This window comes from Paraburkholderia sabiae (genome assembly GCF_030412785.1).
GTDB lineage: Bacteria > Pseudomonadota > Gammaproteobacteria > Burkholderiales > Burkholderiaceae > Paraburkholderia > Paraburkholderia sabiae.
Window position 1 is genome coordinate 709158 of record NZ_CP125296.1, and the last position, 22867, is coordinate 732024.

At 62.6% G+C, this 22867-nt stretch carries 23 protein-coding genes and 1 pseudogene; 19 read left to right on the plus strand and 5 right to left on the minus strand.

Going from position 1 to position 22867, the window contains the following annotated elements; translation table 11 throughout:
* The first annotated feature begins 110 nt into the window (after positions 1 to 110).
* Together QEN71_RS32885 and QEN71_RS32890 are read left to right on the plus strand one after the other, a co-directional pair.
* Positions 111 to 1526, plus strand: coding sequence for a cache domain-containing protein (locus QEN71_RS32885; RefSeq protein WP_201647320.1), 1416 nt, complete (start codon positions 111 to 113; stop codon positions 1524 to 1526).
* Entirely contained in the window at positions 1523 to 2164 is a 642-nt protein-coding gene (locus QEN71_RS32890; RefSeq protein WP_201647321.1) for a response regulator, read from the plus strand. The genes QEN71_RS32885 and QEN71_RS32890 overlap by 4 nt, the downstream gene beginning before the upstream one ends.
* Here QEN71_RS32890 and QEN71_RS32895 read toward each other — a convergent pair.
* Together QEN71_RS32895 and QEN71_RS32900 are read right to left on the minus strand one after the other, a co-directional pair.
* Complete coding sequence (locus tag QEN71_RS32895; RefSeq protein WP_201647322.1) at positions 2161 to 2829, minus strand: Vgb family protein; 669 nt, start codon at positions 2827 to 2829, stop codon at positions 2161 to 2163. The genes QEN71_RS32890 and QEN71_RS32895 overlap by 4 nt on opposite strands.
* Positions 2830 to 2867: 38 nt before the next feature.
* The gene (locus tag QEN71_RS32900) at positions 2868 to 4088 is read right to left on the minus strand and encodes a helix-turn-helix domain-containing protein (protein ID WP_201647323.1); all 1221 of its coding nucleotides are present in this window, start codon (positions 4086 to 4088) and stop codon (positions 2868 to 2870) included.
* A gap of 86 nt (positions 4089 to 4174) precedes the next feature.
* Here QEN71_RS32900 and QEN71_RS32905 point away from each other — a divergent pair, with 86 nt between their 5' ends.
* On the plus strand, positions 4175 to 4945 hold the full coding sequence (locus QEN71_RS32905) for a DUF899 domain-containing protein (protein WP_201647324.1): 771 nt from the start codon (positions 4175 to 4177) through the stop codon (positions 4943 to 4945).
* An 8-nt stretch (positions 4946 to 4953) separates the two neighbouring features.
* Positions 4954 to 5763 (plus strand): DUF2182 domain-containing protein, encoded by an 810-nt coding sequence (locus QEN71_RS32910; protein WP_233471665.1) that lies wholly within the window; start codon positions 4954 to 4956, stop codon positions 5761 to 5763.
* A 41-nt stretch (positions 5764 to 5804) separates the two neighbouring features.
* Here QEN71_RS32910 and QEN71_RS32915 read toward each other — a convergent pair whose 3' ends face one another.
* The 3 genes from QEN71_RS32915 to QEN71_RS32925 all read right to left on the minus strand — a co-directional run bounded on the left by QEN71_RS32915 (position 5805) and on the right by QEN71_RS32925 (position 8508).
* Positions 5805 to 6575, minus strand: a complete 771-nt coding sequence (locus QEN71_RS32915; RefSeq protein WP_201647325.1) for an SDR family oxidoreductase — start codon at positions 6573 to 6575, stop codon at positions 5805 to 5807.
* Between the two features lie 32 nt (positions 6576 to 6607).
* The gene (locus tag QEN71_RS32920) at positions 6608 to 7579 is read right to left on the minus strand and encodes a zinc-binding alcohol dehydrogenase family protein (RefSeq protein WP_201647326.1); all 972 of its coding nucleotides are present in this window, start codon (positions 7577 to 7579) and stop codon (positions 6608 to 6610) included.
* A gap of 74 nt (positions 7580 to 7653) precedes the next feature.
* Positions 7654 to 8508 (minus strand): alpha/beta fold hydrolase, encoded by an 855-nt coding sequence (locus QEN71_RS32925; RefSeq protein WP_201647327.1) that lies wholly within the window; start codon positions 8506 to 8508, stop codon positions 7654 to 7656.
* A 149-nt stretch (positions 8509 to 8657) separates the two neighbouring features.
* Here QEN71_RS32925 and QEN71_RS32930 point away from each other — a divergent pair, with 149 nt between their 5' ends.
* The 15 genes and pseudogenes from QEN71_RS32930 to QEN71_RS33000 all read left to right on the plus strand — a co-directional run bounded on the left by QEN71_RS32930 (position 8658) and on the right by QEN71_RS33000 (position 22863).
* The gene (locus tag QEN71_RS32930; RefSeq protein ID WP_201647328.1) at positions 8658 to 9290 is read left to right on the plus strand and encodes a CGNR zinc finger domain-containing protein; all 633 of its coding nucleotides are present in this window, start codon (positions 8658 to 8660) and stop codon (positions 9288 to 9290) included.
* Between the two features lie 411 nt (positions 9291 to 9701).
* Complete coding sequence (locus QEN71_RS32935; protein ID WP_201647329.1) at positions 9702 to 10379, plus strand: type 1 glutamine amidotransferase domain-containing protein; 678 nt, start codon at positions 9702 to 9704, stop codon at positions 10377 to 10379.
* A gap of 42 nt (positions 10380 to 10421) precedes the next feature.
* A complete protein-coding gene (locus tag QEN71_RS32940; protein ID WP_201647330.1) occupies positions 10422 to 11258 on the plus strand; it encodes an enoyl-CoA hydratase/isomerase family protein in 837 nt (278 codons plus the stop codon).
* Positions 11259 to 11524: 266 nt separating this feature from the next.
* On the plus strand, positions 11525 to 12940 hold the full coding sequence (locus QEN71_RS32945; protein WP_201647331.1) for an MmgE/PrpD family protein: 1416 nt from the start codon (positions 11525 to 11527) through the stop codon (positions 12938 to 12940).
* Positions 12941 to 12958: 18 nt separating this feature from the next.
* Entirely contained in the window at positions 12959 to 13189 is a 231-nt protein-coding gene (locus QEN71_RS32950; RefSeq protein WP_201647332.1) for a tautomerase family protein, read from the plus strand.
* A gap of 17 nt (positions 13190 to 13206) precedes the next feature.
* Entirely contained in the window at positions 13207 to 13413 is a 207-nt protein-coding gene (locus QEN71_RS32955; protein WP_201647333.1) for a tautomerase family protein, read from the plus strand.
* Positions 13414 to 13606: 193 nt separating this feature from the next.
* Positions 13607 to 13822: a hypothetical protein gene (locus tag QEN71_RS32960; protein WP_377789797.1), complete on the plus strand. Its 216-nt coding sequence runs from the start codon at positions 13607 to 13609 to the stop codon at positions 13820 to 13822.
* A 420-nt stretch (positions 13823 to 14242) separates the two neighbouring features.
* Positions 14243 to 15346, plus strand: a complete 1104-nt coding sequence (locus QEN71_RS32965; protein WP_201647335.1) for an AI-2E family transporter — start codon at positions 14243 to 14245, stop codon at positions 15344 to 15346.
* 27 nt (positions 15347 to 15373) lie between these two features.
* Positions 15374 to 16915: an efflux transporter outer membrane subunit gene (locus QEN71_RS32970; RefSeq protein WP_223958155.1), complete on the plus strand. Its 1542-nt coding sequence runs from the start codon at positions 15374 to 15376 to the stop codon at positions 16913 to 16915.
* Entirely contained in the window at positions 16912 to 18066 is a 1155-nt protein-coding gene (locus QEN71_RS32975; RefSeq protein WP_201647337.1) for an HlyD family secretion protein, read from the plus strand. The genes QEN71_RS32970 and QEN71_RS32975 overlap by 4 nt, the downstream gene beginning before the upstream one ends.
* A gap of 7 nt (positions 18067 to 18073) precedes the next feature.
* The gene (locus QEN71_RS32980) at positions 18074 to 19117 is read left to right on the plus strand and encodes a DUF2955 domain-containing protein (protein ID WP_201647338.1); all 1044 of its coding nucleotides are present in this window, start codon (positions 18074 to 18076) and stop codon (positions 19115 to 19117) included.
* Positions 19118 to 19129: 12 nt separating this feature from the next.
* The gene (locus QEN71_RS32985; RefSeq protein WP_201647339.1) at positions 19130 to 19516 is read left to right on the plus strand and encodes a potassium channel family protein; all 387 of its coding nucleotides are present in this window, start codon (positions 19130 to 19132) and stop codon (positions 19514 to 19516) included.
* Between the two features lie 38 nt (positions 19517 to 19554).
* The gene (locus QEN71_RS32990; RefSeq protein WP_223958158.1) at positions 19555 to 20574 is read left to right on the plus strand and encodes a hypothetical protein; all 1020 of its coding nucleotides are present in this window, start codon (positions 19555 to 19557) and stop codon (positions 20572 to 20574) included.
* A 141-nt stretch (positions 20575 to 20715) separates the two neighbouring features.
* Positions 20716 to 21345 (plus strand): hypothetical protein, encoded by a 630-nt coding sequence (locus tag QEN71_RS32995; protein WP_201647340.1) that lies wholly within the window; start codon positions 20716 to 20718, stop codon positions 21343 to 21345.
* A gap of 107 nt (positions 21346 to 21452) precedes the next feature.
* Positions 21453 to 22863, plus strand: a pseudogene (locus QEN71_RS33000) (DUF2252 domain-containing protein).
* The last annotated feature ends 4 nt before the right edge of the window (positions 22864 to 22867 follow it).

Here is a 22867-nt window from a genome sequence, read left to right on the forward strand (position 1 = left end):
TGCCATGCTTTGGGCGTGTAGTATTCGTGTTCGTCGAGTGCGCCACAAGCGCATGACTACGTAAGCGCGCTACGTACAACTACGTAGACAGTCCGACAGGTTTTCCGCAGATGAAACTCAAGACCAGGATTTTCCTGCTCGCGATCGTGCCGTTTCTGGCCGCGATCGCAGGCATTGCATTCGGCGTGCGCCATCAGGCCACGTCGCTCGCCAGCGCACAGCACGACACGACGCAATCCGCGTATATGGCGAGCAAGGAAATCGAGTTGCGGCATTACGTCGATCTCGCCACCAGCGCGATCAAGCCGCTCTACGACGAAGCAGGCAAGAACGGCCGCGACGACGCGACCTTGCGCGACCGCGCGCTCGCGATGCTCGAAAAGATGGACTTCGGCCAGGACGGTTATTTCTTCGTGTACGACATGCATGGCCGTTCGCTGATGCATCCGCGCGAGCCGGATCTCGTCGGACGCGATCTGTGGACCTTGCGCGACCCGGCAGGGTCGTTGACGATCCAGCAACTGATCGCCGCCGCGGCGCAGGGCGGCGGATATGTGCGCTACGTGTGGCATCGGCCGTCCACGGGCAAGCTCGCGCCGAAGCTCGGCTATGTCGTGCCGCTGCCGCGCTGGGGCTGGATGCTCGGCACGGGCATCTATCTCGACGACGTCGACACGACACTGGCGCGCATCGATCAGCGCGCGTCGTCGGATATCGAGCACACTATGTTGTGGATCGGCGCGATTGCGCTGGCGGGCCTCTGCGTGATCGCCGTGTGCGCGCTCGTGCTCAACGTCAGCGAATACCGCAGCGCGGACGCGAAGCTCAAGCGTCTCGCGCAGCAAGTGGTGGAGTCGCAGGAAAACGAACGGGCGCGTCTGTCGCGCGAACTGCACGACGGCATCAGCCAGATGCTGGTGTCCGTCAAGCTGCTGCTCGAATCGGCGCTCGCGCGTTTCGAGTTGAGCGAACCGCGCGTGCAGCCGGCGGAAACGGCGCTGTCGACGGGCATCGGGCGGCTCGGCGATGCGTTGCGCGAAGTGCGGCGCATCTCGCATGCGCTGCGTCCGTCGATGCTCGACGATCTCGGTCTTGCCGCCGCGCTCGAACAACTGACGCGCGAATTGAGCGCGCAAGGTCATCTGGCCATCGGCTTCACGCATGTCTCACACGATCACGCTGCGCATTTGCCCGACACCGTCAAGACGGCGCTGTTCCGCATCGCGCAGGAGGCGTTGACGAACATCTTCCGGCACGCTCAGGCGACCCAGGCGGCCGTGTCGCTGGATGTGTCCGCGAGCCGCGTCACGTTGTCCGTCAGCGACGATGGCCGCGGCTTCGACGTCGAACGGGTGCAGGCGGACCCGCACGCGGGCGTCGGTTTGCGCAACATGCGCGAGAGGCTGGAGGCGCTCGACGGCGATCTGCGCTTCGACTCGCGGCCAGGCCACACCATCGTCACGGCGACCGTGCCCGTCTTCGCACGCGAGGCGCTCTCCATCGAAATGCAGGCAGACCAGTCATGAACAGTCCAGCAGGCGCGGCGCGCCTGATTCTCGTCGACGATCATCCTCTCGTGCGTGATGGCTTGCGCGCGCGGCTCGAAGCCGTGCCGCATTTTGCCGTGGTCGGCGAAGCGGGCAATGCCGACGAAGCGCTCGCGCTGGCGGCCGCGCACGAGCCGGATCTCGTGCTGATGGACGTCGGCATGCGCGGCATGAACGGCATCGCGCTGGCCGCGCTGTTCCACGAGCGCTTTCCGGGCATACGCGTGCTGATGCTGTCGATGCACGACAACGTCGAGTATGTGACGCAAGCCGTGCGCGCGGGCGCGAGCGGCTACGTGCTGAAGGACTCGCCGGGCGCGGAAATCATTCGCGCGATCGGCGCAGTGCTCGACGGCAAGACGTACTTCAGCGAAGGACTCAGCGCGCGGCTGATTCATGCATCGGCGATGCGCAACCCGATCGAACGTCTGACGCCGCGCGAACGCGATATTCTCGATCAGCTCGCGGAAGGGCTGTCGAGCAAGCAGATCGCGCAGCGCAACGGCCTGTCGGTGCGAACCGTCGAAACGCACCGGCTCAATCTGAAGCGCAAGCTGGAGATCGAAGGGCAGGCCGAGTTGATCAAGTTTGCCGTCGAGCATCGACGGCCAGGTTAGGCGCTCGTCGCGTCGGCGGGCGTTTCGGCGTCGTCACGTTTCGGCCTTCGCACTGCACGCAGCTTGCCGCTATTGCCGCCGCCGCAGAAAAATTGCCCCGCGCCGTCCGATTCGAGCCCCGACACACGCACGCCTTCTGGCATGTCGAGCATTTCGAGGACTTCGCCCGACTGCGGATCGACGTGCCGCAGATCGCTCTCGTCGCCTTCCCAGGTGCCGTGCCACAGCTCGCCGTCGACCCACGTCACACCCGTCACGAAGCGGTTCGATTCGATTGTCCGCAGGATCGCGCCCGTCTGCGGATCGAGTTGATGGATCTTGCGCTCGTGATACTGCCCGACCCACAGCGCGCCTTCCGCCCACGCAAGCCCGGAGTTGCTGCCTTCGGGCGCGGGAATCGTCGCCACCACGGCGCCCGTTTGCGGATCGACCTTGCGGATGCGGCCGTCGGCGATCTGATACAGATGCTGGCCGTCGAACGCCGTGCCCGCTGTTGCCGGCACGTCGATCGAACGCACGGTTTTTCCGCTCGACGGGTCGAGCGCGTTCACCGTTTCGCCGGAGGCGAACCACACGTTGCGGCCATCGTAAGTGACGCCGTGCACGTCGTCGATGCCCGGAAAGGGTCCGTATTCACGCACGATTTCGGCAGTTGAGCGCTTCATGCTTTTTTCCTCGCGGGTGAGGTGTCGAGCCTTACATGCTAGTCGATCGGGAACGGCGCGGGGAGTAACAAGGCCGTCGCGAATCCGGGCATGGGCGGCGTCATCCAGCGGCGCGCGCGGCCCTGACCGAACGATTGCACCTTGCCTGCCGACGCCAGCGTATCGAGCGCGCGCTGAACGGTCCGCTGACTCGCGCCGAGCGCCAGCGCGAGCGCGGAACTCGACCACGATTCGCCATCGGCGAGAAACGCGAGCAACGACGCGTGTTCCTCTTCGACGGGCCGCGCGAGCACCACGACTTCGGTTGCACGATGCGGCTTCAGTGCAAAACCTTGCTTCGTCGCGTTGATTTCAGCGAGCGCGCCAAGCAGCGTGCGCAGCCGGCCGATCTCGACGCGCAACCGCACGCGATGTGATTCGTCCGCGTGCTTCATCCGGAACGCGCGTTCGATCAGCGTATCGCGCGGCACGTCGGCGGGCCACGCTTCGGCGAGCGTTCGCGCGAGGTTGAACAGCACGGGGCGGCTGGCAAGCGGAATCACGGTGTCGGCGGCGCGCACGGCATGACGGCAAGCATCGACGACCAGCGCTTGCGACGTCATCCAGGCTTCGACTTCGTCGAGCAGCAGCAGCTTTTGTTCGCCACGTGAGATCAGGCGCGCAGCAGGCGCGTTCAGCAGACTCGCTGCGCTTTCGACTTCCGCTTTCAAGCCGGGAATTCCCGCATGCCGCGCCGCGCGTTCGGCTCTCGCCAGCGCCGCGCGTGCGGTTTTGACATGCAGGCGCCGCATCGCGATTCCCGCGACGATCAACTCATGCACGGCGTTCGAGGCAGGCGGAAAGGGCGCGGAATCGAAGCCGTCGAGCAGGTTTTCGGCTTCGTCGAGACGTCCGATCAGCAGCAGACGCCGCACTTCGAGTTGCCGCGCGTGAGCGGCGTTCAAATGATCGCCATGCGCTTCGAGCGTCTTGCGCGCCGCTTCGAGCGATTTCGCGGGCCATCCGAGATCGCGCGACGCCAGCGCAATCTCGGCTTCGGCGACGATGCAACGGGCGCGCGCCACGGCTTCCTTTGGACCGAAAGCACGTGCCGCGCTGCGCACGAGCGCTTTTGCGCGCGCGAGGTCGCCGAGTTGGGCCATCGCGATGCCGCGCAGCGCGAGCGCGGACGCGTCGTCGCGTAACGCGACGCGGTTCAGCGCGGCGAGCGGATCACCCGCCGCGAGCGCGTGCGCCGCGGCAGAGAGGGCTGCATCCATCTGAATCACGCCACACTTGTCACTCCCGTCGATTGAATGTCGCGCACTAATCTAGCACGGACGATTCTTCAACGGAGGGACACACGATGACCACGCATACGGTGAGTACGCGCGACGCATGGCTGAAAGCGCGCCTCGAATTGCTCGAAGCCGAGAAGGCACTGACGCGGCGCAGCGACGAACTCGCGCGACAGCGCGCGGCGCTGCCATGGGTGAAAGTCGACAGGCAGTACCGGTTCGAAACGGAACGAGGCAACGCGACGCTCGCGGATCTTTTCGAAGGACGCTCGCAACTGATCGTCTATCACTTCATGTTCGGCCCCGACTACACGGCGGGCTGCCCGTCGTGCTCGGCGATTGCAGATGGTTTCGACGGCATGGCCGTTCATCTCGCGAATCACGATGTGACGCTGACGGCCGTATCGCGCGCGCCGCTCGCGAAGTTGCAGGAATACAGGCAGCGCATGGGATGGAAATTCCCGTGGGCGTCGGCGAACGGGAGCGAATTCAATTTCGACTTCAACGTGTCGTACACCGAGGCGCAGCAGCGGGCAGGCGATATCGAATACAACTTCGTGCGCGGCGGCCACGCGATGGACGTGTCGCCCGCGCCGGAGCCCGTCGTCCAGTTCGCGGCGTGCTGCGGCACGGATGCGCCGACTTACTCGCGCGACCGGCCGGGAATGAGCACCTTCGTGCACGAGGACGGCGTCGTGTATCACGCGTATTCGACGTATGCGCGTGGGCTCGATGCGTTGTGGGGCATGTATCAGTGGCTCGATCGCGCGCCGGAAGGGCGCAACGAGACGGGCGTCTGGTGGCATCGTCACGACGAATACGAACGGCGTCGAGGCTGATCGTGGATATGGGTTGCGCGCGTCTCGTGATGCTTGCGTCGCGACATTCGGGCATGGTGAGCCTGTCGCAACGGCGCGTCTTCTTCGGCGTGCTGGCGCTCGTCTTCGCGACGTGTGCGGGGTTGACGCTCGTCTGGTGCGCGTCGATGTCGAGCATGCCCGAGTTACCGATGCCCGGCGGCTGGTCCCTGTCGTTGACCTGGACGCCGATGTGCGGACAGAAGTGGACGCGCATTGCGGTCTCGTTCGTCGGCATGTGGATCGTGATGATGGTGGCGATGATGTTGCCGTCGCTTGCGCCTGTATTGTGGCGCTTTCACGAAGCACTCGGAAAAGCGGGCGGCGCGCGTGCGCATCGGCTGACGGCGCTGGCAGGCGCGGGTTACTTTCTCGTGTGGGCTGTGTTGGGTGTGATCGTGTTCGCGTTGGGCTTTGCGTTCATGAAGCTCGCGATGCAATTTTCTGCGCTGTCGCGCGTCGTGCCCGTCGCTGCCGGTGTTGTCGTTTTGCTTGCTGGCGTGTCGCAGTTCACCAGATGGAAATCGCGTTTTCTCACATGCAGCAAGGCCTTTTCGTTGCAACACGCGAGTTCCGCCTTCACGCAAGGCATGCGGCTCGGTGTTCGTTGCATCGCTTGCTGTGCGGGTTTGACGGCTGTGCTGCTCGTCAACGGCGTGATGGATCTGCGCGTGATGGCGATTGTGACATTCGCCATAACCGTTGAGCGTCTTGCGCCAGCACCCGAACGCCTTGCACAAGTGGTTGGCGTGGCGGTTGTCGTCATCGGCCTCTCGATGCTCGCGCAAGCGCTCGCATGATGAGCAACCGGCGCGCGAACTCACGCGCGCCGGTTACGACGTCAGATCGATTTGACTTCTCCGCCGTCCATCCGCAACGTCGATCCCGTCATCCAGTGCGCACCTGGCGACACGATGAACGCCATCAGTTCCGCGATTTCCTCCGGCGTGCCGTAGCGCGCAATGCCCGCTTCCTTCGGAAACTTCGCCGTCGCTTCTTCGACCGTCATATCGTGAAGCGGCGCCCAATGTTCGAGATACGACTGTCGACGCCCCGTCATCACAGGACCAGGCAACACGCTGTTGACCTGAACGCCGTCCTCGATGCCGCGATCCGAAAACGCCTTCGCCAGCGCGACGATTGCCGCATTGATCGTGCCGACAGCCGCATACGGCGCCTTCGGAAAGAGTGCGGAATTGCCCGACATCAACACGACGGAACCCGATGTTTCCTTCAACGCGGGCCACGCCGCCATCGTCAACCGGCGCGCGCCGTGCAGCTTCAATGCGAGACCGCGATCCCACTGTTCGTCGGTCATCTCGAACACGTCGATTTGCGGCACCGCGCCCGCGATGTTGAGCAACGCGTCGATCCGCCCGAAGTTCGCGAGCGTTTGATCGACGACTTCCTGCGCCGCATTCGGCAACGACAGATCGATATCGATTGCCAGCGTTTTTGCGCCTGCATCGACAACCGCCTGCGCGGTTTCCTCCAGATTCTCGCGATTGCGCGCCACCAGCACGACCGCGCCAAAGTCCTTCGCCAGTCTGATCGCCGTCGAACGCCCGATACCCTGGCTTGCGCCCGTGACGATCGCTACTTTGCTGGACATGTGATCTCTCCTCGATGATGGATGAACAGGCGTTAGAGCACGACGACCATCTTGCCGACGGCTTCGTTCGCTTCCATCACGCGATGTGCTTCGCGGATCTCATCGAAGGCGAACACACGCGACGGCTTCGCGTTGAAACGGCCCGCGGCGATATCGGCGGCGATGGATTGCAGCGGCACATCGGAGACGGGAAAGCCCGGCGTGCCGAACACGAAGCTGCCGAAGAACGTCCAGTACACGCCACTAGGCATCTGCAGCAACGGATTGAAGTCGGGAATCGGCGCGAGACCGCCGAGCCAGCCAGCGAGACACACGCGGCCGCCACGGCGCACCATCGCGAGCGAGTCGAGGATCGTGCTGTTGCCGACGAGATCGAGCACGGCATCGATCTGCTTCGCTTCGGCGATACGCTTCGACAGATCCGGGCCTTCCAGTTCGACACGCGACGCACCCAGCGCTTCGAGCTTCGCGAAACGCGCCGGGCTGCGCGTCGTCGCGATCACTTTTGCGCCTGCATTCACAGCGAGATTGACGGCAGCCTGTCCGAACGACGACGTCGCGCCGCGAATCACCACCGTTTGCCCCGCGCTGATTTCGAGGTTGCGGAACAGGCAGGTCCACGCCGTCGCGTAGGTTTCCGGAATCGCCGCGAGTTCGGCCCACGGCAAATCCGATTCGATCAGCGCGACGTTCGACACGGGCGCTCGCGTGTATTCCGCATAGCTGCCGTTGATCGTGCGTCCCAGGCCGCCCATCAGCGCGGCCACTTTCGCGCCGACAGGAAACTCGCCGCCCGGACACGACTTCACGATGCCCACGCATTCGATGCCGCTCACCTTCGCGGCTTCTGCCCATTCGCCGCGCCGCATGTGCATTTCGGCGTGGTTGATGCCGAACGCCTTGATTTCGATGACGACATGACCTTCCAGCGGTTCAGGTTCCGGCAGTTCCGTATAGACGAGGCTGTCGAGACCGCCGAACTTTTCGAGCACGATTGCGCGCATGAGGATTCTCCTAACGTAGACGATGCGTCGGACGACGCGGTGTTGTTGAGCGGACGCAAGTCCGTCCGTCGATTTCAGTGAAGCAGGAATTCGGAAATGGCAGCGGCGATATCGGCCGCATGCGTTTCGAGCGCAAAGTGACCCGTATCGAAGAAACGCACGTCGGCGTTCGGCAGGTCGCGCTTGAAGGCTTCGGCGCCCGGCGGCAGAAAGAACGGATCGTGCTCGCCCCACACGGCGAGAAACGGCGGCTGGTACGTGCGGAAGTACGCTTGAAACGCCGGATACAACGCGACGTTGCTTTGATAGTCGCCGAACAGATCGAGCTGTATGTCGTGCGCGCCGGGGCGGTTCATGTAGTAGTCGTCGAGCGAGTAACCGTCGGGCGACACGGCCGTCGGATCGCTCACGCCATGTGTGTATTGCCAGACCGTTGTGTCCTTCGCCAGCAGCGCGCGCAGCGCGTCGCGGTTCGCCTGCGACGGCTCCTTCCAGTACGCCTGAATCGGATTCCAGCCGTCGCTCAATCCTTCCACATACGCATTGCCGTTCTGCGAAACGATCGCGGTGATGCGCTCGGGATGCTTCAGCGCGAGCCGGAAGCCCGTCGGCGCGCCGTAATCGAAAACGTACACGGCGAAGCGGTCGAAGCCGATCACTTCCGTGAACCGGTCGATCACGTTGGCGAGGTTATCGAACGTATATGCGAAATCGTCACGCGACGGCATGTCCGACTGGCCAAAACCCGGCAGATCCGGCGCGACGATGTGAAAGCGGTCGGCGAGCAGCGGAATCAGGTCGCGGAACATATGACTTGAACTCGGAAAGCCGTGCAGCAACAGCAGCTTCGGCGCGCCGGGGCGGCCGGCTTCCCGATAGAACACGTTGAAACCGTCAACGTCGGCGTGGCGATGAGCAATCGAGGGCATGGCGTTCTCTCCGTAAAGCGGATCTTTTCGTTCCGCAGTCTGTGTAACCGCATAAAGCATGTGAAAGAGGTTACAAATTGCAGATGTAACTTGTCAAGAGCTTTTTTAGCGGTTACCATTAATTCATCGTTACGTCGCTCTTCATAGCAATGGACTACCACCCAATTCCCGCGATCTTCGTGGCCGATGCGCCCGGCCTCGACTTCCTGAACTCGGTTGCAACGCCCGTCGACGAGCCCGTCGACTGGATCAGCGACGGCGAAGGCCTGCTCGATTGGCTGGCGCAGGCGGGCATGGCGCCGCCTGACGCGCTCGCGGACATCCGCGCCCGTTCGACGCCGGAAGAACTCGATGAAATCGCGGCGCAGGCGCGCGCGCTGCGCGAGTGGTTTCGCGCGTATGTGAAGTCCAGGAAAGGGCACGCGCTGTCGGCCGACGATCTGCGCGATCTGGAGCCGTTGAACCAGCTGCTCGCGCGCGACGCGCAGCATGGCGAGATCGTCGCGAGCGAGTCGGGAGAAGGAGGCGTGTTTTCGTTACGTGCGAGGCGGCGCTGGCAGTCGGCGGAATCGTTGTTGATGCCGATTGCCGAAGCGCTGGGGAAGCTCGTCTGCGAAGAGGACTTCACGCACGTGAAGGCGTGTGAAGGTCCGAAGTGCACGCTGCTGTTCGCCGATCACACGCGCGGTCACGCACGCAGGTGGTGCAGCATGGCGATCTGCGGCAATCGTGCGAAGGTGGCTGCGCATCGCGCAAGGCTGAAGGAAAGCAAGGGTGCGTGACGCGCCAGGCTATCTGTCGAAGCACAATCCATTCGATTGACGCCAGCCAGGCAACAGTCGACACGTGCGCGAATCTTCTCCGCAATGCACCGGACGCGCACGTCACCGCATCGCGCTGATAAAACGCGCGGGCGCGAAGCCCGCTGACATTGATCCCGCAGTCCGGCTGCGCTTGACACCGCAAGTGCCGCGCCGGGTGTGCTCTGCTGTGTGCCGCGAAACCCGAACGGCAACGCTCGTACATACCATCGCATGGCTTGCGGAACACCATCGTCTGATGGTGTGCGGTCCCGCAACGGGACGTAAATAGCGCCATCCGCCGCTCGCGTCGGCGATCCTTCCCGCCGCTTCCACTTCGAGAATTCCTGGCGTTCCCACGTCAGGAAAGTGCCTTACGCAAGGAGATTTGCAATGAAAGTCGTGCTTGTACTGACCTCGCACAATCAGCTGGGCAACACCGGTAAGCCGACCGGTTTCTGGCTCGAAGAATTCACTGCTCCCTATTACGTGTTCACCGATGCGGGCGCCTCTGTCACGGTCGCGTCTCCGAAAGGCGGACACCCGCCCATCGATCCGCGAAGCGACGACCCGAACAATCAGACCGATTCGATGCTGCGTTTCAAGGAAGATTCTGCAACGCAGAAGGTGCTGGCCAATAGCGCGACGCTCTCCAGCATCAAGGCCGATGACTACGACACGATCTTCTACGCGGGCGGTCATGGCCCGATGTGGGATCTGACCAACGACAAGGACTCGATCGCGTTGATCGAAAGCTTCTACAACGCGGGCAAGCCTGTTGCCGCCGTGTGTCATGGACCTTGCGTGCTGCTCAAGGCGACGTATCAGGGACAACCGCTCGTCAAGGGCAAGCGCGTCACCTGCTTTACCAACGACGAAGAAGAAGCAGTCGGGTTGACGAAGGTCATGCCGTTTCTCGTCGAAGACGAACTCAAGCGGCTGGGCGGCCACTTCGAGAAAGTTGCCAACTGGGGCGTGCTCAGCATTGTCGATGGACATCTGATCACGGGGCAGAATCCGGCGTCGTCGGGACCGACTGCGAAAGAGTTGCTGAAGGTGATGCAGCGCTGATGCGCGTGCGCTTTGCGCATGTGTCCACGACAGGAGGTATCGATGAACGCAACCACGAACTCCATGCAGATCAAAACGACCCGCTTATCCCCGGCATACTGGCGCGTCACGATCGACAATCCGCCCGTCAATGTGATGAGGCCGGCGATGGTCACGCAATTTCATGACCTCATTCAAGCGCTCGAATCCGACGAGCAGGTGAAGGTGGTGGTATTCGACAGCGCGGTCGATGGCTACTTTCTGAATCACTCGGATTTCCTCGCGAATCTCGATGACATGACGTCGCTTCCGCCCGGTCCCACAGGCTTGCCGCAATGGCCCGACTTTCTCGCGCGGTTGACGCGCGCGCCTGTCGTTTCCATCGCGCTTATCCGCGGACGCGCGACGGGAAACGGCAGCGAGATCGCGCTTGCCTGCGACATGAGCTTCGCAAGCCGCGAGAAGGCCATCATTTCTCAATGGGAAGTGGGCGTCGGCATGGTCGCGGGCGGCGGACCGATGGCGCGCCTGCCTGCGCTGATCGGCCGTAACCGCGCGCTGGAAGTGCTGTTGAGTTCGGAAGACATCACGGGCGAGCAGGCCGAAGCATACGGCTATGTGAACCGGTCGCTGGCGGATGCCGAACTCGATGCTTATGTCGATGCACTCGCCAACCGGATTGCAGGCTTCGACAAATGGGCCATCGCCAATACCAAGCGTCTCGTCAACACGAGCTTGCCGCCCGACGTCGAGCTTGGCGCGGGTTGGGATGCGTGCATGGCGTCGCTCGGACGGCCTGCCGCGCAGGAAGGCATCAAGGCGTTGATCGCGCGCGGATTTCATCAGGCAGGGGATGTCGAAGAGCGGATCGGCTATTACCTCGGGCAACTCGCGCGCTAGAACGCGAGCAGTCGATGCAATGAAACTCAGGCCGGGAATGCATCTCCCGGCTTTTTTACTTTCTGCATGCGCTTGCGCAGTAGTTATCTGTGAATCAGATAGCGCTATGCAATCCCTTCGCTTGATGTTCATTTCCATCGATGCCACTGTGTGGCATTGACGTTGTGCACAAGCAGCACGGCTCATCAGAACATCGAGAGTGACTTGCAATCGAACGCACGCGTGTGTCGATTGCGGCATTCATCCATGGAGACGGAGATTCAGATATGAGTTCACTCACTACGGTCGAGCGCATTGCGAAGTTTGCAGACAACGCTCAACTGTCGCATCTGTCGGAAGCATCGAAGGCGCTATTCCGGCGCAACATTCTCGATAGTCTGGGCTGCGCCATCGCGGCGTTGCCGGGCGCGCCATTCGCCGCGCTTCGAGATCAGTTCAATGAATATCGCGGCACGCAGCAGGGTTCGTGCACGCTGATCGGCGGCGGCACCGCAGCGCCTGACGAAGCCGCGCTCTACAACTCCGGACTCGTGCGTTATGTGGATCTACTCGATAGCTACATGTCGCCGGGAGGACTGTGTCATCCGAGCGATAACTTCGGCGCGATCCTCGCGGCGTCCGAACATGCGGCGGCATCGGGTGCCGATTTTATGCTCGCGCTTGCCGTGGCCTATGAAATCGAGTCGCGCATTACGGCTGTCGTGCCCGTGATGGCGAAGGGCTTCAATCACGCGATCCAGCTCGCGGCTTCGGCAGCGGCCGGCGCAGGCAAGCTCTTCGGACTGACGGCGGAGCAGATCGCACATGCCGTTGCCATCGCGACTGTCGACAACATATCGCTGACGTGCGTGCATTCGGAGCCGGTTTCGCAGTGGAAGGGCTTCTCGCCCGGCATCACGGGCATGCGTGCCGTGTATGCGGCATCGCTGGCGAAGCGTGGTTTTACGGGGCCGCTCAGGCTGTTCGAAGGACCGAACGGTCTCGAACGCATGTTCGACCAGCCTGTCGATATCGATTGGGAAGATCCCGCGCTCGACATCGTTCACCAGACCGTGATGAAGAAGTACTGCTCGCTGATTCATGGGCAACCGGTTCTCGAGGCGACGCTCGCGCTTCGGCGAGAACATGGCATCGATGCCAAAGAAGTCGAAGCAGTGAAATGCGACATCTTTCAGATGGGCTATGACATCGCGGGCGGTGGCAGCTTCGGCGCGAAAGATCATCCGACGACAAAGGAACAGGCCGACTACAACCTCAAGTACCTCATTGCAGCAGCGTTGCTCGACGGCCAGGTGGGACCGGCGCAACTCGAGACACAGCGCATTCAGGCCGCCGACGCGCAGGCATTGCTGAGCCGCGTAACCGTCGCGCCCGACGCGACTTTCTCGGCGCAGTATCCGCAAGAACTCAATACGCGCGTGACGATCACGCTCAAGAGCGGGCGTGTGCTTTCGAAGGAGCATGTCGGCTTCGAAGGCAGCATCGAGAATCCGCTCACGTGGGCGCGAACCGTCGAGAAATTCAACTGGCTCAGCGAACAATACGCGAGCGACAGTCTGCGAAGCGAGATCATCGAACTCGTGTCGAAGCTGGAAAAACACACAGTCAAAGAGTTGATGCAACTCATGAGCCGGGTCAGCCCGAAAGCAACATTCCCGGCGCGGCATCCGGGGATCCAATAATCTTGTCAGGAGATACTGATGGCACTTATTTCGTGTGATATGCGTTTCGGCCGTACGGACGAGCAGAAGCGCAAGCTTGCAGCGGGCCTGTTACGCATCGTGGGCGAGGCAACGGGCGAAACGAAAGACGACATCTTCGTCGTGTTCCGCGAAGGACGCGGCATCAACTTCGTCGAGCATGGCGAACATCTGCCCGAATATGTCGACGGTGCAGCGAACGACAAAGAACTCATTGCACGCCTCAAATAAAACCCAGGAGACGATACATGCCTTTCATCGAATGCCATATCAAGAAGGGGCTGTCACCCGAGCGCCGTGAACAATTGATGCGCGACATCATTCAGGTGACGCACGATTCGATCGGCTCGGACCCGAAGATCATCAATGTGATCATTCACGAGCATCCCGCCGAAAACATCAGCATTTCGAGCCGGATCAATGGCGAGGAGTTCAGGCGTGCAACGGCGGCCTGACCGTTCCTGAAGATCGCTTCAGCCACGCAGCCTGAGCAATGCGTGGTCGAATGATGATTGCCTTCACTCCGCGACGAGCGGCGTCTATGCTCTACCTGTAGTCATATCCGCTGAATCCGGTGTCGGGATATCGTCGACGGGAGATCATGTCATGGCTGACGGAAAACGTCTGTTCGCTGCCCTTGTCGCTTCGATGCTTCTAGCCAGTACTTCGGACATGTCATGGGCGACGGAGCAGGCCCAGCAACGCCGTGCCGGGCGCGACGTCCGGCAGGAAACCCGCCAGGGTTCGCGGCATACCAAGCATGACTGCCGCGCCGCGGATCAGAAAAGCAATTCGCAATGCCGGCAGGACAAGCGGGACACCAAACAGCACGGACGGCAGGCGGCGCGCGACATCAAGTACTGAGCGCAATGCATAAGCATGCTGCTTTTCGGGCGAAGCAAAAAAATAAAAGTACTGGTATGCGACCAAAGTCCAATTGAATATTGTGGAAGCAGGTCCGATAGTACCTGTAGGTCGGATGGGAACTGCTTTGCATCGGATGCGCTTCGTGAATGGAAGTGGGGCGCATCGCCGACGCATCAAGGGCCGCCGCGCCATTAAAAGCTTACTCACACGAACACCGTAATACGGCTGTCACGCGTAGAACCCGGATGATCAATTCCGGTGAAGAACCCCGAAAAGCTGAGAAACATTCGCAAGAGAGTTCAGGCGGAAATCGTCTAGACAGAAGCGGTCGCGATATCCGTAGCGCCCTGCACGAGCAACGAGAGCTTGTCGCCTGATCGCGGATGAGTCGCGAGGTGACCTGGCGGGAGAAGAACCATGCTGCTCACACCGATTACCGAACGGACGCTGTCGAGAGATTTGCTCGATGTGCTGATCCGCGCCGGACTCATCGCGGTTCTGGCGATTTTCTGTTTCCGGATCTTCGTGCCGTTCCTCAACCTGATGGTCTGGGCGCTGATTCTCGCGATCACGCTCTATCCGCTTCAGGTCAGGCTGCGCCGCGCGCTCGGCGGCAAGGATGGCCTCATCGCGACGCTGATCGTTCTGGTCGCGTTCGGCGTCGTTCTCGTGCCGACTTATATGCTGGGACTTGCCGTCGCCGATTCGATCGAGCACGCGATGGCCATCGTCAAAAGCGGCAACTTCCGCATTCCGCCGCCCGCCGAGTCGGTCGCCAGCTGGCCGGTGGTGGGTCACCGCATCTTCGATTTCTGGCAACAGGCGTCGACGGATCTGACGGGGCTTGCGCAAAAGTTCGCGCCGCAACTCAAGGGTGCCGCGCTCGTGCTGCTGGAAACGGTGACAGGATTAGGCGCGGGGTTGCTGGTCTTCTTTATCGCGCTGATTGTCGCGGGCATCCTGATGGCTCACGGCGAGAAGGGCTACCGCAGTTCCGTGTTGATTGCCTCGCGCATCTCGGGTCCGGAGAACGGACCGCAGATCGCCGATCTGTGCACGTCGACGATTCGCGCAGTCGCGCAGGGCGTGGTCGGCATCGCGTTCATCCAGATGCTGCTGATCGGCATCGGCTTCGTCGTGATGGGTATACCCGGAGCCGGTCTGCTCGCGCTCGGGGTGCTGCTCATCGGCATCATGCAACTGCCCGCCACGTTGATCACGATTCCCGTGATCGTCTTCGTGATCGTCACGGAGGGCGTCAGCACGGCAACGATCATCTTCTCCGTTTACATTTTCGTCGCAGGTCTCGCCGACAACGTGCTCAAGCCCTTGCTGCTCGGCCGCGGCGTGGCCGTGCCGATGCCTGTCGTGCTGATCGGTGCGCTCGGCGGGATGGTCACGGGCGGCGTCATCGGACTCTTCATCGGACCCGTGATGCTCGCGGTCGGTTATCAGCTGTTCTGGCGCTGGGTGAAAGACCAGCCGCAAACCGGGAACATCAAGGCACACGAGCGGCCTTAGCGCTGCGAGGATCGCGCAGTGTCTTCCATGACACGTCCACCTGGAATCGCAGTGCTGCTCGGGGCAGTCTGCCTGAATGGATGCATGCGGGTCGGACCGGACTTTCAGCCGCAGCACGAAGCGTGGAGCGAGCACTGGCGCAGTGCATCGATCGAACAGGTCACGCAGCAGGGTGCACAACCCGACGTCCGCCAGTGGTGGCGGACATTCGGCGATCCGAATCTCGAACAGCTGATTACCGCGGCGGATGCGGGCAACGGCGACCTGAAGATCGCCGGTCTGCGCGTGCTCGAAGCACGTGCGCAACTCGGTATCGCGCTCGCGGGACGCTATCCGCAAGTGCAGCAGGCGAGCGCCGATGTGTTGTACGCGGCACGCAAGCGCTCGGATGGATTCAATACGCGATCGGGCGGTTACTGGCAGTACGGGGCGGGCTTCAGCATCGGTTGGGAGCTGGATTTCTGGGGGCGTTTCAGCCGCGCGATCGAATCCGCCGATGCCGCGTTCTTCGCTGCGCAGGCGAACCGCGAAGCCGCGCTCGTTCTGTTGCACGCACAGGTCGCCGACACCTACTTCACGATGCGTACCGCCGAAGCGCGGCTGCGTATCGCGCGCGAGAACGCCCAGTTGCAAAAGCGCAGCTACGAGATCGCGCAAAAGCTCTTCAAGAGCGGCGAGACGGACGAACTCGATCTGCAGCAGGCGAAGACGCAGTATCTGGGTACGCTGAGCAGCATCCCCGATCTGGAAAGCCAGATCGTGCTCGGGCATCACGCATTGTCGGTGCTGCTGGGCCGCCCGCCTGGATCGCTGCCGGAACTCGAAGCGCAGTCGGGGAAAGAGGGCGTGGTGCCGCTCGTGAACCGCGCGGTGCTGCAGGACGTGCCCGCGGATCTGCTGCTGCGCCGCCCCGACGTTCGCGCCGCCGAGTTTCAGATGGCCGCGCAGTCGGCGCAGATCGGTGTGGCGAAAGCGGATCTTTACCCGTCCGTGTCGTTGCTGGGCTCGCTCGTGTGGAGCGCCAGTTCGCTCACGGGTTCGCCGAACACGCTGGCGCTCGTCGCCGGTCCGAGCGTCACGTGGAACGTGTTCGATCATGGCAGGATCACCAACAACGTACGCGTGCAGGACGCCCGTCTGCAACAGCTGACCGTCGCGTATCAGAACACCGTGCGCGAAGCGGCGCGCGAGGCCGACGATGCCGCTACTGCGCTGATCGCGGCATTGCAGCGCGACACGATCCTGAACGATGCGCAAGGGGCGGCGCGGCGCTCGCTCACGCTCGCCAACACGATCTATCGCGAAGGCTATTCGGACTTCCAGCGGGTGCTCGATGCACAGCGCGCGCTTTTCGCGCAGCAGGACGCCTATGTCGTCAACCGAAGCAATGCCGTCGGCAGCCTGATTGCGCTCTACAAGGCGCTCGGCGGAGGCTGGGACACGGAACAGCCGCTGATCGACGCGGCGACCCGCGCGCAGATGCAGCAACGCACCGACTGGGGCGATCTGCTGAACGATGCGGGATCGGCATCCGTCTCGCGCAGTCAGGCGGAAGGTGCGTCACGATGAGCGATACCTCCGGACCTCAGGCCGGTGCGCCGCCTAAATCTTCTGAACCGGCAGAACCGGCCGGCGCCAGGCCTGCAACCGCCGATCCGTCGGGCAAGGCCGTGAAGTGGGTCGTGGGCCTGATCGTCGTGAGCCTGATCTGGTATCTGCTTGCCGACCGCTTTACGCCCTATACGCAGCAGGCGCGGATCCAGGCGTACGTGGTGCCCGTCGCCGCGGAAGTATCGGGACGCGTGACGCGCGTGTTCGTGCACAACAACCAGGAAGTCGACGCGGGACAGGTGCTGTTCGAAGTCGACAGCGAGCCCTACCGGATTGCCGCCGACCGCGCGCGCGCCGATCTCGAGTCGACGCGTCGTCAGGTCGGCGCGAGTACGGCCGGCATCGATTCGGCGCTCGCCGGGTTGCGCGCCGCGATCGCCAACGAGGTCAAGGCGCGGCAGGACAGCGACCGGCTGGAACGGCTGTATCGCGAAGACGAGGGCACCGTATCGCTTCGACGTCTGGAGGTTGCTCGCGCGACGCATGAGCAGGCTCAGAGTCAGGTCGCCGCCGCGCGCGCCGAAGTGGAGCGTGCGCGCGAACAGCAGGGCGGCAGCGAGGCTGAGAATGCGCAGCTTCGCAGCGCGGCGGGCGCACTGGAGAAGGCGGAACTCGATCTCGCCAACGCGCGTATCAAGGCGCGCTCGGGCGGTGTCGTCACCGATCTGCGCACGGAAGTCGGCCAGTTCGCGGCGGCGGGCAGTCCCGTCATGACACTGATTGCGATTCGCGACGTATGGATCAGCGCCGACATGACGGAAAACAACCTGGGGCATCTGAAGCCCGGCACGCCCGTCGGCATCGCACTGGATGCGCTGCCTGGCGAGGTCTTCGAAGGACGCGTGCGCAGCGTCGGTTACGGCGTGAGCGTCGGGCAGAGCACGCCGCCCGGCAGCCTGCCGACCGTGCAGAACAGCCGCGACTGGCTGCGTCCCGCGCAACGTTTTCCGGTAATCGTCGAATTCGAGCAGAGCGAACGTGCGCGTCTGCACGACATGCGTGTGGGAGGACAGGCCGAGGTGATGGCGTTCCCGAGTCAAGGCAATCCGCTCAATCTGCTGGGACGCCTGTTCCTGCGCACGATGAGCTGGGTTTCCTATCTCTATTGATACCGCCATGCAGCTCGCGCGCCAACATCCCGGTTCTCGCACACTGCGCATCGCCACAGGGACGGCGCTTGCGCTCGCGCTTGGCTTCGGCATGGATTTGCCGATACCCGTGATTCCGCCCGTGTTCACCGTGTTTCTGCTCGCCGCGCAGAACCGGCCATTGACGTTGAAGGCGGGCGTCGCGCTCGCGCTGGTAGTGGCGCTGACGACGGGCAGCGGCCTGCTTCTCGTGCCCTTGCTGCGTCACTACGCGTTCGCCGGCGTGATGCTGACGGGGCTCATGCTGTTCCTCGCGTTTCGCTATGGATTGCGCGGCGGCAACAATCTCGTCGCGACCTTTCTGGCAGCGGGATTGACGATGATCTCCGCTGCGGGTACAGCCGACCTGCAGCTTGCGGCCACGGTCGTGGGGGCGCTTGCAAAGGGGCTGCTGCTTGCCGTGCTGATATCGGCGCTGGTTCACAAGCTGTTTCCGGAGCACGCGGGCGCGAGGCCGCCTGCGCCGCGTGCGTTATCGGAAGAACGGGCAGCCTCTATTGCGCTGCGTGCCGCGCTCGTGGTGATGCCCGCATATCTGCTCGCGATGACCGATCCGGCCAGCTACATGCCCATCATCATGAAGTCGGTCAGTCTCGGCCGACAGACCTGCACGACGACGGCCCGTCATGCGGCACGCGATCTGATCGGCTCGACGCTGCTCGGCGGTGTGCTCGCGATCGCGGTCTGGTTCGCTCTCAGGCTCTTCGTGGATTTGTGGATGTTTTTCCTGTGGATGATGCTGGTCGGCCTGCTGGTCGGACGCAAGCTCGAAGGCCTGAGTCCGACGCGCTATTCGCCCGGCTTCTGGCTGAACAGCCTCGTGACGATGATCATTCTGCTCGGGCAATCGGTGCAGGACAGCGTGGCAGGCAAGGACGTGTACACCGCATTTGCCGTGCGCATGTGGCTCTTTCTGGCCGTCACGGTTTACGCGTGTTTCATGCTGCTGGTGTTCGAGCGATGGAGGCCGCAGCGGGACGAGGCAACGCATGAAGCGTTGCGCGGGTCCTGAGAGGAGCCTGCAATGGGAAATGCAACGCGCGATACCGTTGTGCGCCTGCGGGCTCGCGAGATCCTGCGGGAAATGAGCCGGACGCTGTGGTATCTGCGAACGATTCTCGCAGGCCTGCTCCTGCTGTTCATTCTGCTGACGTTCGGCATGTATCGCTGGGGCGGTGCCGTCGAGACGTTGAACCGGACCCCTTCGACGCTGGTTGAAACCGTGTACTTCTGCGCGATCACGGCGTTGACGATCGGCTATGGCGACGTGGTGCCCACGTCGACATTCGGCCGTATCGATGCCGTCTTGCTCGGAGTGATCGGCGTGGTGTTCACAGGGTTGATCGTGGCCGCCGCCGTGCGCGGCGTACAGGAAGCGGCGCACCGGGCGGGCGCAGAGGCAGGCCGTTAGCGGATAGTGGTTAGCGGCTGCAATCGGAGGAGCGGGTTATGCAAGTGCATACCATCGGATCGGCGTGCGAACGGGCGAACGCTCCGCGCGTTCGTGCGAAAGCCGGTCTGGTCCGCAAGCTATGGACATGGGGCGCGGGTCTGCTTTTCGCGCTGCTGTCCGTGCAGCCGCACGCCCAACAACTGTCGGATCACACGGTGATCGGCGGGAATGTGAAGCGGCATGCCGACGCCGTGCTTGCCGTCATGAGCTACACGACCGTGCCCGACGTCACGACCAGTTCGCTGTCCATCAATAACGGCACGACGGGCAATCCCGGCTTCGGCCAGTCGCAGCTGGGCGGCGGCTTCACGCTCAGCAGGACGTTCCCCCTGTACATGGAAGGCACGATCGCCTATAGCCGCTATGACCCGACCTTCGTCGCGACCGACGGCTCACAGCAGCGCGACGTGCCGACGAAGTGGAACACCTTCAGCGGCACGATCGGTCTGGGTTGGGACTTTCGCATCACCGACGAACTCGTCTTCCGTCCGATCCTGAACGGCACGCTCGGACGCGTATCGAGCGATCTGAAAGTGGGGCAGTCGATCTTCAACCGCGTCACCGACAGCAATCTGCAGTTTCTCGAGAACGGCTCGCTGGACGCATACGGCTACGGCGGTTCGCTGGTGCTCGATTACGAGCACTATCGCGACAACTACGAAATCGATGCTGAATTGCGCGCGACGGATATCTATCTGCGCAGCTTCGGCGGCTCCGAGGCCGTTCAAGGTTCGGCGACCGCGCAGCAATTGAGTCTGTGGACGCGCTGGCGTGCGCCGACGGGATGGCACGCGCTGGACCGTCCCGTGCGCTACGTGCTGGAGCTTGCTTACTCGCATTATTTCGGCGACAGCGCAGGCGTGCTGGGCTTCAACGATCTCACGTCGGTCGGCGTCGGACTCGAACTCGACAGCAGCCGATATCCCATCGTGATTACGCGCACGCGTGCGCTCGTTCGTTATGTGTTCGGGCACAACGTGCACGGTGTGTCGTTTGGATTTGCGGTGAGTTTCTAGCGCGCCATATTGGACCAAGGTCCAATGTTCGGGAGCATGCGTGAAGCCTATTCTTTAACCTGACGCATTTTTGTTCGGGATGGCGATGAAGCCAGCAGCGGATCGGTTGACCAGCGCGCTCGACATCCAGGGAAGGCTGCCATGACGCGCACGATCGACATGAAGATCGTCGAGGCGCGCGAGTCGATCAGGCAAGCCGCTTACGAACTTGCCCGCAGTGGTCTTTTCGGCGGATGGCAAGAGGTATGGCGTGCGCTGCGTTCGCGTTTCAGCGTCGACCAGTTGACGGTTATCTTCGAGAGCACGCTTTGCCGGCTCGATATCGATCAGCGCTGTTATCGCGCGCGAAATCCGGAGGCAGCCGCAGGGAAAACGATCGGCGAATTGCCTGGCGTGATGCAGAGCATGTATCCGCAGAGGGCATCGGCGAGGCTTCCGGCTGTCGCGTCGAATACGCGCAGATCGGACCGGCTGGCGAGGCGAATCCAGGCGCTGCTGGCGGACGGCAGCGAGTTCACCGCAGTCGAACTCGCGCAGCGGCTCGGCATGAGCCGCAACGAAATACTCATCGCCGCGCGCGCCATGCTCGCCGACGGAACGCTGCAGGTGGCGCGTTATGTTGCCCACGAGCACGGCGGCCGTGGAGCGCGGGTGTTCGCGAGCACGCGAACGACAGCGAGTCGGCGCGAGGCGGCCACACCGTATGCGCCGTGGCCGGCAGCCGATCCCGTGGTGACGGGTGCATTCGACGCGATCGCGCGTCACCGGTGACGGCATCGCCTGTCGTTCGCGACGGTGCCCACATTTGCAGGCCGATTGCCCACGCATTGCAGCAGACTCAACGAACGGGTGTGCAAGCCATGAAAAAGCCTTCGAAGATCGAAAAAGCCGCTCCGCAGGGCAAGAGCGGCGGTGGCGCTATTACGTCGCGACAGGTGCCGCGCAGCCAGCAGTCCGAGATCGGCAATGTCGATCGCGATCCTGTCGAGCTGTTGAAGCTGAACAGCGCGGACAGAGTCGAGCGGCTCGTGCCGCTGCGCTACGGAAGAATGCTCGCGTCGCCGTTTGCGTTCTTTCGCGGCAGCGCGATCATCCAGGCACACGATCTTGCGGGCACGCCCGACTCGGGTCTCGTTTTCCAGATTTGCGGCGACTGCCATCTCGCCAACTTCGGCGGTTTCGCGACGCCGGAACGCAGGCTGCTGTTCGACCTCAACGACTTCGACGAAACCAGCGAAGCGCCGTGGGAATGGGATATCAAACGGCTCGTTCGTCAGCTTCGTGCTGGCCGCGCGCAACCTCGGGTTCAAGGAAAAGCAGGCCGAGGAACTGGTATATGCGGTCTCGCACAGCTATCAGACGAGAATGCAGGCCTACGCCGAGATGAGCATTCTGGAAACCTGGTATGAACAGATCACACTGGAGCGCGTGCTCGCCGAATCGACGGAACCCGAGGTGCAGCGCAGAGTCCGGCGCGCGATGGAGCGTGCTGCGACGCGCACGCATGAATCGCTGTTGCCGAAGCTCACGCGGCGCGACGGCGACCGTCTGATCATCCTCGATGCGCCGCCTGCCGTCTTCCATATTCAGGGCGAGCAGACGCTCTTCAGTCCGGACGACGAGCTGTTGAAGCTGAAGAATCTGGAAGGCGCGAGAGCGGCTGCATTCACCGAATATCTGTCGACGCTCGCACTCGATCGCCGTCGCTTGCTCGGCCATTTCACGTTTCAGGATCTGGCGTTCAAGGTGGTCGGCGTCGGCAGCGTCGGCACGCGCTGCGTGATCATGCTGATGATGGACCGGCACGGAAAGCCCCTGTTTCTCCAGTTCAAGGAAGCATCGCAATCGGTCATCGCGCGATATCGCGGAAAGCGCAAGAACGGCCATGAGGGACAACGCGTCGTCGAAGGACAGCGTCTGATGCAGGCCGCGAGCGACCCGTTCCTCGGTTGGGCAAAAGGGCCGCTGGGCAGGCACTTTTACGCGCGTCAGCTGCGCGACATGAAGCTCTCCGCGCAGATCGAACTGATGGACGCGGACCTGCTCGCGCGTTATGGCGCATTGTGCGGCTGGGTGCTGGCGCGTGCGCATGCGAAGGCGAGCGGACTCGCCGCGGAGATCAGCGAGTATTTCGGCCGCAGCGACAGGATGAGCGACGCGTTGATCGCGTATGCGACCCGGTACGCCGATCAGGTGGAGCACGACTACGACCGATTCGCCGCAGCGTGCCGGTCCGGGCAACTCGAAGCACGTACGGACGAAGATATGGCGGCGGATTTCCGCATCTAGGCGT

What these genes read in the sequence shown, in the direction of transcription:
- QEN71_RS32885 (WP_201647320.1), top strand. Translation starts at nt 111, where the DNA reads ATGAAACTCAAGACCAGGATTTTCCTGCTCGCGATCGTGCCGTTTCTG.
- QEN71_RS32890 (WP_201647321.1), top strand. Translation starts at nt 1,523, where the DNA reads ATGAACAGTCCAGCAGGCGCGGCGCGCCTGATTCTCGTCGACGATCAT.
- QEN71_RS32895 (WP_201647322.1), bottom strand. Translation starts at nt 2,829, where the DNA reads ATGAAGCGCTCAACTGCCGAAATCGTGCGTGAATACGGACCCTTTCCG.
- QEN71_RS32900 (WP_201647323.1), bottom strand. Translation starts at nt 4,088, where the DNA reads ATGGATGCAGCCCTCTCTGCCGCGGCGCACGCGCTCGCGGCGGGTGAT.
- QEN71_RS32905 (WP_201647324.1), top strand. Translation starts at nt 4,175, where the DNA reads ATGACCACGCATACGGTGAGTACGCGCGACGCATGGCTGAAAGCGCGC.
- QEN71_RS32910 (WP_233471665.1), top strand. Translation starts at nt 4,954, where the DNA reads ATGGGTTGCGCGCGTCTCGTGATGCTTGCGTCGCGACATTCGGGCATG.
- QEN71_RS32915 (WP_201647325.1), bottom strand. Translation starts at nt 6,575, where the DNA reads ATGTCCAGCAAAGTAGCGATCGTCACGGGCGCAAGCCAGGGTATCGGG.
- QEN71_RS32920 (WP_201647326.1), bottom strand. Translation starts at nt 7,579, where the DNA reads ATGCGCGCAATCGTGCTCGAAAAGTTCGGCGGTCTCGACAGCCTCGTC.
- QEN71_RS32925 (WP_201647327.1), bottom strand. Translation starts at nt 8,508, where the DNA reads ATGCCCTCGATTGCTCATCGCCACGCCGACGTTGACGGTTTCAACGTG.
- QEN71_RS32930 (WP_201647328.1), top strand. Translation starts at nt 8,658, where the DNA reads ATGGACTACCACCCAATTCCCGCGATCTTCGTGGCCGATGCGCCCGGC.
- QEN71_RS32935 (WP_201647329.1), top strand. Translation starts at nt 9,702, where the DNA reads ATGAAAGTCGTGCTTGTACTGACCTCGCACAATCAGCTGGGCAACACC.
- QEN71_RS32940 (WP_201647330.1), top strand. Translation starts at nt 10,422, where the DNA reads ATGAACGCAACCACGAACTCCATGCAGATCAAAACGACCCGCTTATCC.
- QEN71_RS32945 (WP_201647331.1), top strand. Translation starts at nt 11,525, where the DNA reads ATGAGTTCACTCACTACGGTCGAGCGCATTGCGAAGTTTGCAGACAAC.
- QEN71_RS32950 (WP_201647332.1), top strand. Translation starts at nt 12,959, where the DNA reads ATGGCACTTATTTCGTGTGATATGCGTTTCGGCCGTACGGACGAGCAG.
- QEN71_RS32955 (WP_201647333.1), top strand. Translation starts at nt 13,207, where the DNA reads ATGCCTTTCATCGAATGCCATATCAAGAAGGGGCTGTCACCCGAGCGC.
- QEN71_RS32960 (WP_377789797.1), top strand. Translation starts at nt 13,607, where the DNA reads ATGCTTCTAGCCAGTACTTCGGACATGTCATGGGCGACGGAGCAGGCC.
- QEN71_RS32965 (WP_201647335.1), top strand. Translation starts at nt 14,243, where the DNA reads ATGCTGCTCACACCGATTACCGAACGGACGCTGTCGAGAGATTTGCTC.
- QEN71_RS32970 (WP_223958155.1), top strand. Translation starts at nt 15,374, where the DNA reads ATGACACGTCCACCTGGAATCGCAGTGCTGCTCGGGGCAGTCTGCCTG.
- QEN71_RS32975 (WP_201647337.1), top strand. Translation starts at nt 16,912, where the DNA reads ATGAGCGATACCTCCGGACCTCAGGCCGGTGCGCCGCCTAAATCTTCT.
- QEN71_RS32980 (WP_201647338.1), top strand. Translation starts at nt 18,074, where the DNA reads ATGCAGCTCGCGCGCCAACATCCCGGTTCTCGCACACTGCGCATCGCC.
- QEN71_RS32985 (WP_201647339.1), top strand. Translation starts at nt 19,130, where the DNA reads ATGGGAAATGCAACGCGCGATACCGTTGTGCGCCTGCGGGCTCGCGAG.
- QEN71_RS32990 (WP_223958158.1), top strand. Translation starts at nt 19,555, where the DNA reads ATGCAAGTGCATACCATCGGATCGGCGTGCGAACGGGCGAACGCTCCG.
- QEN71_RS32995 (WP_201647340.1), top strand. Translation starts at nt 20,716, where the DNA reads ATGACGCGCACGATCGACATGAAGATCGTCGAGGCGCGCGAGTCGATC.